14 protein-coding genes are annotated in these 13,286 nt (G+C 73.8%); 8 read left to right on the plus strand and 6 right to left on the minus strand.

Translation table 11 applies throughout. The features are described 5' to 3' along the window. Positions 1-77 precede the first annotated feature (77 nt). Positions 78-1,139: a DMT family transporter gene (locus ACLBXP_RS07200; protein ID WP_447666908.1), complete on the minus strand. Its 1,062-nt coding sequence runs from the start codon at positions 1,137-1,139 to the stop codon at positions 78-80. 459 nt (positions 1,140-1,598) lie between these two features. Next, positions 1,599-1,838, minus strand: coding sequence for a hypothetical protein (locus ACLBXP_RS07205; protein WP_447666909.1), 240 nt, complete (start codon positions 1,836-1,838; stop codon positions 1,599-1,601). A gap of 655 nt (positions 1,839-2,493) precedes the next feature. Between ACLBXP_RS07205 and ACLBXP_RS07210 the strand changes: the two genes are divergently transcribed. Beyond that, the gene (locus ACLBXP_RS07210; protein WP_447666910.1) at positions 2,494-4,755 is read left to right on the plus strand and encodes a TonB-dependent siderophore receptor; all 2,262 of its coding nucleotides are present in this window, start codon (positions 2,494-2,496) and stop codon (positions 4,753-4,755) included. Here ACLBXP_RS07210 and ACLBXP_RS07215 read toward each other — a convergent pair. From ACLBXP_RS07215 to ACLBXP_RS07225, 3 genes are all read right to left on the minus strand, one after another. Next, entirely contained in the window at positions 4,739-5,230 is a 492-nt protein-coding gene (locus ACLBXP_RS07215; protein ID WP_447666911.1) for a DUF6894 family protein, read from the minus strand. The two genes, ACLBXP_RS07210 and ACLBXP_RS07215, sit on opposite strands and share 17 nt — an antisense overlap. Before the next feature lie 75 nt (positions 5,231-5,305). Next, entirely contained in the window at positions 5,306-5,749 is a 444-nt protein-coding gene (locus ACLBXP_RS07220) for a DMT family transporter (protein ID WP_447666912.1), read from the minus strand. Between the two features lie 132 nt (positions 5,750-5,881). Further along, positions 5,882-7,537: an acyl-CoA synthetase gene (locus ACLBXP_RS07225; protein ID WP_447666913.1), complete on the minus strand. Its 1,656-nt coding sequence runs from the start codon at positions 7,535-7,537 to the stop codon at positions 5,882-5,884. Positions 7,538-8,080: 543 nt separating this feature from the next. Between ACLBXP_RS07225 and ACLBXP_RS07230 the strand changes: the two genes are divergently transcribed. Genes ACLBXP_RS07230 through ACLBXP_RS07245 form a run of 4 tightly spaced genes read left to right on the plus strand, consistent with a single transcriptional unit; the run spans position 8,081 to position 11,235 of the window. Further along, positions 8,081-9,805 (plus strand): ArnT family glycosyltransferase, encoded by a 1,725-nt coding sequence (locus ACLBXP_RS07230; protein WP_447667113.1) that lies wholly within the window; start codon positions 8,081-8,083, stop codon positions 9,803-9,805. A gap of 55 nt (positions 9,806-9,860) precedes the next feature. After that, positions 9,861-10,598, plus strand: coding sequence for a glycosyltransferase family 2 protein (locus ACLBXP_RS07235; protein WP_447666914.1), 738 nt, complete (start codon positions 9,861-9,863; stop codon positions 10,596-10,598). Further along, positions 10,592-10,939 (plus strand): lipid-A-disaccharide synthase N-terminal domain-containing protein, encoded by a 348-nt coding sequence (locus tag ACLBXP_RS07240; protein ID WP_447666915.1) that lies wholly within the window; start codon positions 10,592-10,594, stop codon positions 10,937-10,939. Before ACLBXP_RS07235 ends, ACLBXP_RS07240 begins: the two co-directional genes overlap by 7 nt. A gap of 50 nt (positions 10,940-10,989) precedes the next feature. After that, a complete protein-coding gene (locus tag ACLBXP_RS07245; protein ID WP_447666916.1) occupies positions 10,990-11,235 on the plus strand; it encodes a hypothetical protein in 246 nt (81 codons plus the stop codon). A 40-nt stretch (positions 11,236-11,275) separates the two neighbouring features. On the opposite strand, the gene ACLBXP_RS07250 is transcribed toward ACLBXP_RS07245, so the two are convergent. Next, a complete protein-coding gene (locus tag ACLBXP_RS07250; protein ID WP_447666917.1) occupies positions 11,276-11,419 on the minus strand; it encodes a hypothetical protein in 144 nt (47 codons plus the stop codon). 275 nt (positions 11,420-11,694) lie between these two features. Here ACLBXP_RS07250 and ACLBXP_RS07255 point away from each other — a divergent pair, with 275 nt between their 5' ends. The 3 genes from ACLBXP_RS07255 to dcd all read left to right on the plus strand — a co-directional run bounded on the left by ACLBXP_RS07255 (position 11,695) and on the right by dcd (position 13,281). Next, a complete protein-coding gene (locus ACLBXP_RS07255) occupies positions 11,695-12,294 on the plus strand; it encodes a pyridoxamine 5'-phosphate oxidase family protein (RefSeq protein ID WP_447667114.1) in 600 nt (199 codons plus the stop codon). Positions 12,295-12,448: 154 nt separating this feature from the next. Further along, a complete protein-coding gene (locus ACLBXP_RS07260; protein ID WP_447666918.1) occupies positions 12,449-12,718 on the plus strand; it encodes a hypothetical protein in 270 nt (89 codons plus the stop codon). Then, on the plus strand, positions 12,715-13,281 hold the full coding sequence (gene dcd / locus ACLBXP_RS07265) for a dCTP deaminase (RefSeq protein ID WP_447666919.1): 567 nt from the start codon (positions 12,715-12,717) through the stop codon (positions 13,279-13,281). Before ACLBXP_RS07260 ends, dcd begins: the two co-directional genes overlap by 4 nt. Positions 13,282-13,286 lie beyond the last annotated feature (5 nt).

A 13,286-nucleotide genomic window follows, 5' to 3' on the forward strand; every position in this document is an offset into this window, starting at 1 on the left:
GTTCCCGAATCCGACGCCCGAAAGCCGGCGCGCCGAAACCCACCTGACGCGGCCGTCCGGAAGCGGCGGCCGGTCGTCTAGCCGTGGCCGTGCCGGTGGTGCAGGTCGGGGTAGTGCGGATGGGTGTGCCGCAGCGGCGCGTGCCGGTGCGGGTGCGCGTGGGGCTCCGTCACCGGCCCGTCGTGGTGATGCTGGTGGTGCTCGTCGTGGACGTGGACGTGCTCGTGCTCCATCGCCTCGTGGACGTGCTCGTGCGCGTGTCGCTCCGTGAGGTGCAGCCACAGGCCCGCGCCCATCAGCAGGCCGGCCACGACGAGCGCGAGGGTCGCCGGCTCGCGCAGCACCGCGACGGCGATCACCGCGCCGATGAACGGCGCGAGGGAGAAGTAGGCCCCGGTGCGGGCGGCCCCGAGGTGCCGCAGCGCCAGCATGAAGAGGACGAGGCTCACCCCGACGCCGAGGAAGCCCACCGCGGCCGCCGCTCCGATCGTCACCGGGGGCGGCACGGCCGCGCCCAGCAGCAGCGCCAGCACCACGTTCACGCTGCCCGCCGCCAGCCCCTTGATGGTGGCCGTGGCCACCGGGTCGGCGGAGGAGAGCTTGCGCGTCAGGTTGTTGTCGATGCCCCACGCGAGACAGGCGGCGGCGATCAGGACCGTACCGAGATCGAGGCGCACACCTTCGCCGTGCCACGACAGCACGACCGCCCCCGCGAGGATGGCGAACGCGCCCAGCATCAGCCGCCGATCGACGTTCTCCCGGAACGCCACCCAGGCGATGAGCAGGGTCGCGAGGCCTTCGAGGTTGAGCAGCAGGGAGCCGGAGGCGGCCGAGGTGCGCGCCAGCCCGAGCATCAGCAGGAGAGGCCCGGCCAGACCCCCGAACAGCACCACGGCCGCCAGCCAGGGCAGGTCGTGGCGGCGCAGCGGGGCCTCCGGGGCCGGGATGCCGAGCGCCGCCCGGCCGCCCTGCACCACGGCCAGCCCGAGGCCCGCGCCGAGATAGAGGAGCCCGGCGAGGAGCTGCGGAGGAGCGCTGCCGAGGAGGAGCTTGGCGAACGGGGCCGAGGCTCCGAACAGCAGGGCGGAGAGGAGGGCCAGCGGCACGCCCGGCCACAGGTGGGACTGCGAGGGCTTCATGCCGCGAGCCTATCAGGCGGAACCCTGTTCGCCGACCCGAGCTCTTGCCGAGCTGAGACGGCCGCCGCCCGCTCACGCCGGCCGGCCGCACCGTTGGGCCGATCGCGTCTTGGTCCCGAAGGCAACCGCCGGGGACCGCGCGCGCCGCCCGGTACGGCCGGCGCCGCCCCGAGGCCGGTACCCGCTTCCCGCCCGACCGGGAGGCGGGGCGGATCGCCGCCGCGGTCATCGCCGAGGCCCTGCTGCGCGGACGACCGGTTCCAGCGCGACCTCGCCGCGCGCGCGCCGAAATCCCGGCCGAAATTCCTACGGAGGTCCGCGGAGCCGGGCCCTGACGGGCCGGGCGCCGCCCCCCGCGCGGGGCGGCCGGGTCTCGCCCGGGCGAAACGCCCGGGCGATCCGGCCCCCGCCCCGGCCTCGCAGGATCCCGCCCCCCGGCCGGGTCCCGCGAGGCCGGCCTCAGGCGGCCCGGGAGGAGCTCCGGGTCGCCATCCCTGTCCCGTCCGCGATCTGCGCCGCCAGGCGGTCGGCGGCGGCGGAGATCCGGGCCACCAGGTCGTCCGAGCCCGCGATCAGGGCGAGACCCAGGAGGCCGAAGAACGGGTCGTCCGAGGCGGGCTCGGCCGCGGCGTAGCGGGCGAGCACCGCGTCGCGCAGGTCCGGGTCGTCCGCCAGGGCGCCGGCCAGCAGGTTCCACACCAGCGCGGGGTTCTCGGCCGGATCCGCGCCGCCCCTCGCGGCGGCCTCACCGGCGGCCTCACCGGCGCCTTGGTCCGGCGCCGGCCCCGGTCGGGCGGCCGGCCCGCCGGCCCCCGCGGGGCTTCGGTGGGACGGGTTCGGGCGCATCGCATGTCGGCGGGTCGGATCGTTCGAGTCCGGCAAGATCGGCGTGCTAATCACGGGTCGTTCCTTTCGACCGGAAAGTTACCGCTGGTTGAGTAGTCGAATCAAGAGCAAGGAATGCTCGTTTGAAATAAATAACACGCCAATATTGCACGTCGTTGGGCGATTTCTGATCAAAAGAAGCTTTCAGCCAAGCTTAGCCCCCACGGCCGGCGGGCGACGCGAACCGTCGCGTGGCTCGGCGGGCGCGTGCCCCCCGGCCGCCGCGGGAATCACCCGGGCGGGCGACGGTGCCGGGGGAGGGGGGCCCGCCCCGTGACCGCGCCGCCACACCCGCCGGTCCGCACGCCTCCGGACCCAAGCGGAGCCTTGCGCGGGGCCGCGGGCGGCCCTACCGACGAGAGAAAGCGTGAAAAGCGCAAATATTACATCAGTTTAGCATAATTCCAAAGTGGCGTCCGGTGCGGATGGCCGCACCCGCGAACGGGCGGGAATCCGGGGGTCGAGGGTCATGTCGGGGTTCGGGGTGAAGGGGACGGCGAAGAGCACGGGTCGGGGGGCCGCGGCGGGCTTCTCCCTGGCCGCCCTGTCGCTGGCGCTCGCCGGCGGCGCGCAGGCGCAGCAGGCGCGGGTGCAGCTCAACGAGATCAGCGTCGAGGGGCAGGGCAGCCCCGGCTCCGGGCCCTCCGGGGGCACGGGCGTGGCCGGCGGCAGCGCCGGGGCGGGGGCGCCGGCCCGCTTCGTCGAGAGCCCCACGGGCCCCGTGCGGGGCTTCGTGGCGACCCGCTCGGCCACCGCGACCAAGACCAACACCCCCCTCGTCGAGACGCCGCAATCGATCAGCGTGGTCGGCCGCGAGCAGATCGACGCTCAGAAGGCCCAGACCCTGACCCAGGCCACGCAGTACGTGGCGGGCGTCTACTCGGGCACCTTCGGGGCCGACACCCGGATCGACTACTTCACGCTGCGCGGCTTCGTGGCGAGCGATTACGGCCTCTACCGGGACGGGCTGCAGCTCCTCAACTACGGCTTCGGCGCCTTCAAGGTCGAAACCTTCGGGATGGAGCGCATCGAGGTGCTGCGCGGGCCGGCCGCCGTGCTGTTCGGCGCCGGCACGCCCGGCGGCATCATCAACCAGGTCTCGAAGCGCCCGCCCTTCGAGCCGCTCAGGTACGTCGAGGTCGGCGGCGGCTCCTTCGGGCAGAAATACGCCGCCTTCGACATCGGCGGCCCGGCCGACGCCGAGGGCCACTGGTACTACCGCCTGACCGGCCTCGGCCGGCAGGGCGGCACCCAGGTCGACGGGGCGCCGGACGACCGCGTCTACATCGCGCCGAGCTTCACCTACAAGCCGGACGGCGCCACCACCTTCACGTTCCTGTCGAGCTACCAGCACGACAACACGGCGGTGACGGCGAACTTCCTGCCCTACCTCGGCACCGTGCGGCCGAACCTCTCGGGGCTCCGCATCCCGCGCTCGCTCAACCTGGGGGATGCCGGCTTCAACACCTACCGGCGCGACCAGGCCTTCGTGGGCTACGAGTTCGAGCACGCCATCAACGAGACCTGGACGGTGCGCCAGAACCTCCGCTACGCCTTCAGCGAGAGCTTCCAGAACTCCGACATCGGCCAGCTCGGCTACAGCGACGCCGCCCAGACCCGGCTCGCCCGCTACCAGTTCCTGACCTCGAGCAAGATCGGCCTGTTCCAGGTCGACAACCAGGCCGAGGCGCGCTTCTCGGACGGGTTCTTCCGCCACGACCTGCTCCTCGGCCTCGACTACAAGAACTTCCAGCTCCACGACAACCAGGGCACGAACTTCTCCGCCGGCTACTCGGTGCCCGACATAAGCATCCTGAACCCGGTCTACGGCCCCGCCACCGGCCGGCCCGCGCCCTACCTCGTCAACGCCGACTCGTTCCAGCAGCTCGGCCTCTACGTGCAGGACCAGATCAAGCTCACCGACCGCCTGACCCTCGTGCTGGGCGGCCGGCAGGACTTCGCCCAGAACCGCGTCCGCGACCTCCTGTTCAACGCCACCAACAGCAGCCGCAGCGACGACGCCTTCACCTACCGGGCGGCGCTGATCTACAACACCGACTTCGGGCTCGCGCCCTACGTCAGCTACTCGACCTCGTTCCAGCCGCTGATCGGCACGGACATCAACAACCGCACCTTCGCGCCCGAGACCGGCGACCAGATCGAGGGCGGCGTGAAGTTCGAGCCGCCGGGCGCCGGCTACTTCCTGACGCTCGCGGGCTTCGACATCCACCGCTCCAACGTGCTCACCGCGAACCCGGCCAACACGCAGTTCCAGGCCCAGATCGGCGAGGTGCGCTCCACCGGCTTCGAGGCGCAGCTCACCGCGAGCCTCGCGGACGGCCTCAACGCGGTCGCGGCCTTCACGAGCTACGACCTCACCACCATCAAGGGCAGCCCGGACCAGGTGGGCCGCACGCCGGTCAACATCCCCGAGACCTTCACCTCGCTGTTCCTCGACTACACGATCCCGGCGGGCGAACTGCGCGGCTTCGGCTTCGGCGGGGGCGTGCGCTACGTCGGGCGCTCCTACGCGGACGTGGCCAACACGCTCCGGGTCTCGGACTACGTGCTGTTCGACGCGCAGGTGCACTACAACTTCGAGAACTGGCGCATCGCCGTGAACGCCACGAACCTCGCCGACCGGCGCTTCGTGGCCTCCTGCCAGTCGGCCTTCTCGTGCTTCTACGGGGATGCCCGGCGGGTGATCGCGAGCCTCAGCTACCGCTGGTAGGCCCGCGGGTCGGCCCGCTGATCGGCCCGCTGATCGGCCAAGGGGCGGGCCCCGGGGGCGGCACCACCGCCGGGGCCGCCGCCGGCAGGCAGGCCGCCTGGGCGCGGGCGACCAGCGCCTTGGTGGTGTGCAGCGTCTCCTGCAGGGCCGCGAGCTGCAGGTCGAGGGCCGCGCGCAGGCGCCGGGAGCGCGCCACCTCGGCCTGCGCGCGGCGCTGCAGGGCCGGCGGGCCGGGCCGGGCCGGGTGCCGGTCGAGGATCTCCGAGAACGGCACCTCCATGAGCAGGCGTCCGCCCGCATCGGTGATCTCGAAGGCGCTGGGGCGCCGGGCGTTCGCCTGGACGCACTCGCGCGCCATGTCGGGGATCGCCCGGCAGGCCTCCAGGTAGGCCGCTTCCAGCCCGTCGAGCTCCAGCCCGAACTCATCCAGGTTGAGACTGCGGCCGGATCTCAGGTGGAAGTAGAACAGCGGCATGGGTCGCGCTCCGCGCACGGACCCGTGAAACCCCGGGAACGGTCCATTAGTTCACACAAAGTCGGGGCGAGCGCCTCAGGTCAGCGCCACCAGGGCGACGCCGGCGATCATCAGGGCGCCGCCGAGGAGGCGCCAGAGGCTCGCCGGGTGGGCCTCGAAGCCGACCCAGCCGAAATGGTCGAGGACGATCGAGGTGACGACGCCCGCCGTCACGAGGATGCCGAGGAACGGCGCGGCCCCGATCTGCCGGGCGACGAGGAGCTGGGCCGCCACGATGCCGCCGCCGAGGACGCCCCCGCCCCAGGCCCACCAGGGCACCCGCGCGAGCTCCGCGCCGCTCGGCCAGGCGAGGCGCCCGGTCAGGAGGCAGACGGTGAGGATCGTGACGGCCGTCGTCGAGCCCACCGCGAGCCCCGCCGTGAGGGGTTGCGGCAGCGCCTTGGCGAGGGTGCCGTTCATCCCCGGCTGGATGGCATTGGCGATGCCGGCCACCAGCACGGCGGCGTAGAGGATCCACATGTCATGCTCCCGGTCCCGGCCGGGCTCACGCGCCCGCCGGCCTCCCCAGGCACACCAGCGCGCCGTCCCGCGGCGCGGTTCCGCGGCGGGCCCCGGGCGGATCGAAGCAGCGCCGCGGGGCGGGGCCTCGCCTCACGCCTCCCGCGCCCGCTCGCGCAGCAGGTACTTCTGGACCTTGCCGGTGGAGGTCTTGGGCAGCTCGCCGAACACGACGTGGCGGGGCAGCTTGTAGGGGGCGAGCCGCTCGCGGCACCAGGCGATGAGGTCCTCGGCCGTGACCGCGCCGGCCTCCTTCAGCTCCACGAAGGCGCAGGGGGTCTCGCCCCACCTGTCGTCGGGCTTGGCGACGACCGCGGCGGCGGCCACCGCCGGGTGCTTGAACAGGGCGTCCTCCACCTCGATCGAGGAGATGTTCTCGCCCCCCGAGATGATGATGTCCTTCGAGCGGTCCTTGAGCTGGATGTAGCCGTCGGGGTGCTTCACCCCGAGGTCGCCCGAGTGGAACCAGCCGCCCGCGAAGGCGGCCTGCGTGGATTTCGGGTTCTTCAGGTAGCCGCGCATCACCACGTTGCCGCGGAACATCACCTCGCCGAGGGTGGTGCCGTCGGCGGGCACGGATTCCATCGTCTCGGGGTCGCGCACGTCGAGGGCCTCGAGGACGGGGTAGCGCACGCCCTGGCGGGCCTTCCTGGCCGCCTGCGCCTCCGGGTCGAGGGCGTCCCAGTCGGCGTGCCAGGCGTTCACCACGGCGGGGCCGTAGGTCTCGGTCAGCCCGTAGAGGTGGGTCACGTCGAAGCCCGCGGCTCCCATCCCGGCCAGCACCGCCTCGGGGGGCGGGGCGGCGGCCGTGAAGAAGGCGACGCGCCGGGGCAGGGGGCGGCGCTCGGCCTCGGGCGCGTTGATGAGGAGCGACATCACGATCGGCGCGCCGCACAGGTGCGTGACGCCGTGCTCCGCCATCAGGGCGTACATGGCGCCTGCCCGGACCTGGCGCAGGCAGACGTGGGTGCCGGCCACGATCGAGAGCGTCCAGGGGAAGCACCAGCCGTTGCAGTGGAACATCGGCAGCGTCCAGAGATAGACGGGGTGCTGCCCGAGCCCGCAGGTGACCACGTTGCCGAGGGCGAGCAGCGCCGCGCCGCGGTGGTGGTAGACCACGCCCTTCGGGTCGCCGGTGGTGCCCGAGGTGTAGTTGAGCGTGATGGCGTCCCACTCGTCGCCGGGCATCGCCCAGTCGTATCCGGGGTCGCCCTCGTCGAGGAGCGCCTCGTAGTCGAGGCTGCCGAGGCGCTCGCCGGGCCCGTCGTATTCGGGGTCGTCATAATCGATCACGAGCGGGCTGACCCCGGCCTGCGCCAGCGCCGGGCCGGCGGCCCGCGCGAACTCCCGGTCGGTGATCAGCACCTTGGCCTCGCCGTGGTCGAGGCAGAAGGCCAGCGCCGCCGCGTCGAGGCGGGTGTTGAGGGTGTTGAGCACCGCCCCCGTCATCGGCACGCCGTAGTGGCACTCCAGCATGGCGGGCGTGTTGGCGAGCAGCACCGCCACGGTGTCGCCGCGCCCGATGCCCCGCCGCGCCAGCGCCGAGGCGAGGCGGCGGCAGCGCGCATCGAGCTCGGCGTAGCTCCGCCGCAGGGGCCCGTGGATCACCGCCACGTGGTCCGGGAAGACCCGCGCCGCCCGGTCGAGGTAGGCGAGCGGCGTGAGCGGCTGGTGGTTGGCCGGGTTCCGGTCGAGGTCCCGGTCGTAGATGCTGGCGGTGGACGTGTCGGTGGACTTGTCGGTGGACATGGCGTGACTCCCTGCCGCCACGATATCGCGCGGCGCCGCGCGGGCAAACGGCGGGCGTCCCGGCGGGGCTCGGGTCATCCCGGGGCGCCGAACGCGGGTCAACGCAGAACAACCTCGGCTGAGCGCGCCCCGCCCCCACCCCCGTCATCCCAGGGCGCCGAAGGCGAGCCTGGGATCCAGAGCCGCCGAGGCGGCAGGACGAGAGGGCGTCGGCGGCTCTGGATTCCGGGCTCCGCTGCGCGGACCCGGAATGACGGTGGTGGTGGATCGGGGCGGAAGGGGCCCGGCGTCGACCCGGGTTCGGAGCCCCGCATCATTTGACTTTCCGGACCGGATCACCGACACGGCCGGCCGGTTCCCATGTCGGGTTCCCCCGCTGGCTCCCTTGCCGGTTCCGATGCGCCCGAACCCGTCCCCTCCCGCCGCCGCCCCGAGCCGCGCTGCTACCGCCGGACGGGCAGGCGGGGACCCCGCGTGAGCGTCACCGCCTTCCGCCGGGACGCGGATGCCCCGTCCGCGGCGCCGGCCCCGCGCCCCGACCGCCTGCTCGCGAGGGCGGCCGACCGCCTCCTCGCCTTCGGGGCGGCGAGCCATGCCCGCGCCTGCGGCCTGCTCCTCGGGCTCTGCCTGCTCTGCTTCCTGCCGGGGCTCGCCGCCCTCCAGCCGATGGACCGGGACGAGCCCCGCTTCGCCCAGGCCTCGAAGCAGATGCTGGAGACGGGCGATCTCGTGGACATCCGCTTCCAGGGGGAGGCGCGGCACAAGAAGCCGGTGGGGATCTACTGGGCGCAGGCGGCCTCCGTGCGCCTCGGGGAGGCCCTCGGCATCCCCGGCGCCCGCACCATGATCGCCCTCTACCGCCTGCCCTCGCTCCTCGGCGCGACGGCCGCGGTGCTCCTCGCCTACTGGGCGGCGCTGGCCTTCCTGGCGCCCCGCGGGGCGCTCCTCGCCGCCGGGCTGTTCGGCGCCTGCCTGATGCTCGCCGCCGAGGCCCACCTCGCCAAGACCGACGCGCTCCTCTGCGCCTGCACCACCGCGGCGCTCGGGGGTCTCGCCCGGGCCTGGCTGGGGCGGGGGGCGCCCCTGGCGCGGCCCGTCCCGCTCGTCTTCTGGCTCGGCATGGCGCTCGGCATCCTGGTGAAGGGGCCGATGGTGCCGCTCTTCGCCGGGCTCTGCGCCCTCGTCCTCGCGGTGCGGGCCCGCTCCGGCCGCTGGCTTCTCGCCCTGCGCCCCGGCCTCGGCCTCGCGCTCACCCTCCTCGTCGTCGCGCCCTGGTTCCTGGCCATCGCCTGGAAGACGAAGGGCGCCTTCTACGGCGAGGCGGTGGGGGGCGACATGCTCGCCAAGGTCGGCGGCGCCAAGGAGAAGCACTGGGGGCCGCCGGGCGCCTACGCGCTCGCCTTCTTCGGCACCTTCTGGCCGGGCGCCGCCTTCGCGGCCCTGAGCCTGCCCTTCGCCTGGGCGAGCCGGCGCAGCGACGCCACCGGCTTCCTCCTCGCCTGGATCGTGCCGGCCTGGCTCCTGTTCGAGGCGGTGCCGACGAAGCTGCCGCACTACGTGCTGCCCCTGATGCCGGCCGTGGCGATCCTCACGGTGCTGGCGCTCGGGGCCGGCGCCCTCGACCCGCGGGCCCGCGGGGCGCGCGCCCGCAGTTCGAAGGTCCTGGCGCTCCTCGTCCCCCTGGTGCCGGCGGGCCTCGCGGCGGGGCTCTGCGCCTTCACCTGGCAGCAGGACCGCGCGGTGCCGGTCCTCGGCCTCGCGGGCCTCGCCCTCGCCACCGCCCTCGCGGTGCTGGCCTGGCGGGCCTTCGCGCGGGGGGCGGGGGAGGCGGCGCTCGCGGCGGCGGTGCTCGCCGGGGGCCTCGCCTCGGCCGCGGTGCTGGGCCTCGCGCAGCGGGACATCCCGAGCCTCAAGGTCTCGCCGCAGCTCGCGGCGCTCCGCGAGCGCCTCGGCTGCCCGGAGCCGCGGGTCGCGAGCCTCGGCTACCGCGAGCCGAGCCTCGTCTTCCTGGTCGGCACCGACCTCGCGACGCCGGCGGCCGCCAGCGAGGCGGCGGCCTTCCTGCGGGCGGGGGGCTGCCGCCTCCTCTTCGTCGAGGCCCGCGACGCGGCGGCCTTCGCGCAGGCCATGGCCGCGACCGCGGGGCCCGGCCCGGCCCCCCGGGTCGTCGGCCGCGTCGAGGGCTTCAACCTCAACGGCGGCCGCCGCGTCGCGATCACGGCCTACGCCCCCGCGGAGGCCGCGCCGGGGGCGGAGACGCCGCCATGATGCCGGCCAAGGAACGGTCCAAGGTGTCGGCTAGGACGGCCGCGATGAGGGCAGCATGAGCGAGACGCCCCGCCTCACCGTGGTGGTGCCGGTGAAGAACGAGGCCGGCAACATCGCCCCGCTGCTGGCCGAGATCGAGCGCGCCTGCGCGGGGCTCGGGCCCTTCGCGGTGATCTACGTGGACGACGGCTCCGGCGACGGGACCCCGGCGGCGCTGGCCGCGGCCCGGGTCGGGCGGCCCTGGCTCCGGGTGCTGCGGCACGCCGGCAGCGCCGGCCAGAGCGCGGCGGTGCGCAGCGGCGTCGCGGCGGCGACGAGCCCCCTGATCGCCACCCTCGACGGCGACGGCCAGAACGACCCGGCCTTCATCCCGGCGCTGGTGGAGGCCCTGGAGGCGGCCGGCCCCGGCGCCGGCCTCGCCCAGGGGCAGCGCACGGGGCGGCGGGACGGGCGCTTCAAGATGCTGCAGTCGCGCATCGCCAACGGGGTGCGGGGCCGGGTCCTCAGGGATTCCACCCGCGACACCGGCTGCGGCCTCAAGGTCTTCCGCCGGCACGTCTACCTGCGGCTGCCCTACTTCGACGCGCTCCACCGCTTCATGCCGGCCCTCGTGGCGCGGGAGGGCTTCGCGGTCGTGCACCGCGACGTGGTCGACCGGCCCCGCCTCACCGGCCGCTCCAACTACGGCCTGCTCGACCGCCTCTTCGTCGGCCTCCTCGACCTCGCCGGGGTCTGGTGGCTGATCCGGCGCAAGCGGACGACGCCCGCGGTCTCGGAGGTCGCCGAATGCTGATCCAGCTCGCGCAGGACCTCGCCAGCGACCTGCCGGCCTACTTCTACGACGTGTTCGTGACGCGGTTCGACTTCTGGCTCGTGTTCGGCATCCTGGCGCAGGTGGTGTTCGGCTCGCGCTTCATCCTGCAATGGCTGGCGAGCGAGCGGGCGGGCCGGAGCGTGATGCCGCTCTCGTTCTGGTTCCTGTCGATCGTCGGCGGCCTGATGACCCTGGTCTACGGCTTCGTGCGCCGCGAGCCGGTGATCATCATCGGGCAGGGGCTCTCCACCGGGATCTACCTGCGCAACCTGGCCCTGATCTTCCGCGAGCGGCGGGCGCGGCGCGGGCCCAACGGCTGAACGGGCGGCCCCGGCGCCCTATCTCCTGCGGTCCCCCCAGGAGGTGCCCCGTGTCCGCATCCGACCGTTCCCCGAACTCGCCGCCCGACGCCCCCGCCGCCGACACCCTGGCCCCCGGCGCGCTGCCGCCCGACGCGTCGCCGGCCGCCATCGCCGAGGCCGGCCGCCACGCCCGCGACCGGGGCGACCCGGCGAGCGCCAACCCCCACGCGGCGGGCAGCGCCGCGCACGCCGTCTGGGCCCGCGCCTTCGCGAGCCCGGACCGGGAGGCGGCCGCGGCGACGCCGGAGGCCTGAAGCCGGTGATCGGGTCCCGCGATCCGGCCCGCGGGCGGGCTCAGTCCCGCAGCGACGAGGGGCGGGGCAGGCGCCAGAGGTCGTCCTGACTCGGCGGCAGGCGCCCGACGACGCGCTCGCCCATCAGGGTGAGGGCGCCGAGCAGGCAGGGCAGGCACAGGAAGATCGTCACGGGCCAGGACATGGTCGGTCCGCTGCTGGGAAGGGAATCGGCTGGTTCGCCCGGTTGCGACCGTGTTCGTGGGCCGGTTAACGGGGCGTTAAGCGCAGTTAACACCCTCCGACCGGCTCCTGTCCGTGTCCGTCCCGCAACAGGACGCCGCCAATAGGATTTACAACCTAGTGCGCGTTAGTTCCCGTCCCGCGTGCACAACCGGTAGGGGGCTCATGCCGGGCGACGCGAAGGACCCAGCCGCGAAGGACCTGCTCTTGAAGGACTTGCCCGCGAAGGACTCGCCCGTGAAGGACCTGCCCGACTTCTACGACGACCTCGTCCTGTTCCGGGAGGCCCTGTGGGAGGCCCTCGCGCGGGGCGCCCGCGACCGGCGCTCCGCCTTCCACGTGCCGACGCTCGCCACCGTCGACGCCGCCGGCCGGCCCCGGGCCCGCACGGTGGTGCTGCGCGCCGTCGATGCGGCCGCCGGCACGCTGCGGGTCCATTGCGACCGCCGCTCCGACAAGGCCCGGGAGATCGCCGGGAGCGGCGCGTTCGCGCTCCAGGCCTACGACCCGGACGCGACCCTGCAGGTGCGCGCGGAGGGGCGCGCCACCCTGCACACGGACGACGCGCTGGCGGACGCGGCCTGGGACGCGGCGCAGGCGATGAGCCGGGTCTGCTACGGAGCCGAGCCCGGTCCCGGCACGGTCCTGCCCGCCGGCGGCGCCTACGCGCTGCCGGACGCCGAGGCCGCCCGCACCCTCGGCCGCCCGCACTTCGCCGTCCTCCTCCTGCGGCCCGAGCGCCTCGAGGCCCTCTACCTCGCCCGGGCCGGCCACCGCCGCGCCGCCTGGGCGCGGGAGGCGGACGGGGCCTGGACCGGGCGCTGGCTGGCGCCGTGAGGCGTGCGAATCAAGCTTGTTCTTGTTATGTTCCAAGCTCTAGCTTTCGATCGGCCTGTGCGTTCCGGGAGGAACCCGACGCGCGAGCGTGGCCCCGAGCCGGAACCGCGTTAGTCTCGCGGCGCAACGGACGAACAGCACCCGGGAGGAGCGGATGATGCGTGTCGCGGTGACGGAAGTCGGCCTGGGTCTTCACCCGGAGGAGGTGGTGGTCTGCGTCGCGACCCGCGACGGCGACGCGAAGCTCGCCGTTGACAGGGAGGCCCTGCTTGGGAAAACTCTCCGGATCGGCTATCCGGTCGAGCGCGAGGGAGACTTCTATCTCATCGAGCTTCCGCGCGAGACCTTCCAGGGCGCCTGGCGGGTCTGGGTCCCGGAGGAGAGCCTCTCGCCCGATGAGACGAGGTCCAGGGTGTATGCTTGATCCTGACTGATCGTGAGATAAAGCACTCCCTGGGCAGCGGCCTGATCTCGATCACGCCGCTGCCCGACAAGGAATCCTACTCCTCGACCAGCGTCGACCTGACGCTGGCCCAGACGATCAGAACCTTCAGGCCCGGCACCCTCGGCCTCGACGCGGCGGTCGACCCCGCCATCCCGGGCTTCGACGTGATGGCGGTGATCCGCAGCCTCAGCGAGGAGCGCCAGATCGACCCCGCCGAGGGCTACGTCCTGGGCGGCCGGTCGCTGATCCTGGCCTGGACGCGCGAGCGGGTGCAGCTGCACGAGCACGGCCGCGTCGCCGCCCGGGTCGAGGGGAAGAGCTCCCTGGCCCGGCTGGGCCTCGCGGTCCACGTGACGGCCCCCACCATCCATTGCGGCTTCAAGGCGCCGTCGATCCAGCTCGAGATCATCAACCACGGCCCCCTGCCGATCCGCCTGCGGACGGGCATGCGGATCTGCCAGCTCATCTTCGAGCAGACCCTCGGCATGCCGGAGCACGCCTACGAGGGGCAGTTCAGGATGCAGGGGCCCGCGCCCGCCTGAGGCGC

This window comes from Methylobacterium sp. A54F (assembly GCF_053346035.1).

Coding starts and splice junctions, on each gene's coding strand:
- ACLBXP_RS07200 (WP_447666908.1), bottom strand. CDS start 1,139: ATGAAGCCCTCGCAGTCCCACCTGTGGCCGGGCGTGCCGCTGGCCCTC.
- ACLBXP_RS07210 (WP_447666910.1), top strand. CDS start 2,494: ATGTCGGGGTTCGGGGTGAAGGGGACGGCGAAGAGCACGGGTCGGGGG.
- ACLBXP_RS07215 (WP_447666911.1), bottom strand. CDS start 5,230: ATGCCGCTGTTCTACTTCCACCTGAGATCCGGCCGCAGTCTCAACCTG.
- ACLBXP_RS07220 (WP_447666912.1), bottom strand. CDS start 5,749: ATGTGGATCCTCTACGCCGCCGTGCTGGTGGCCGGCATCGCCAATGCC.
- ACLBXP_RS07225 (WP_447666913.1), bottom strand. CDS start 7,537: ATGTCCACCGACAAGTCCACCGACACGTCCACCGCCAGCATCTACGAC.
- ACLBXP_RS07235 (WP_447666914.1), top strand. CDS start 9,861: ATGAGCGAGACGCCCCGCCTCACCGTGGTGGTGCCGGTGAAGAACGAG.
- ACLBXP_RS07240 (WP_447666915.1), top strand. CDS start 10,592: ATGCTGATCCAGCTCGCGCAGGACCTCGCCAGCGACCTGCCGGCCTAC.
- ACLBXP_RS07250 (WP_447666917.1), bottom strand. CDS start 11,419: ATGTCCTGGCCCGTGACGATCTTCCTGTGCCTGCCCTGCCTGCTCGGC.
- ACLBXP_RS07260 (WP_447666918.1), top strand. CDS start 12,449: ATGATGCGTGTCGCGGTGACGGAAGTCGGCCTGGGTCTTCACCCGGAG.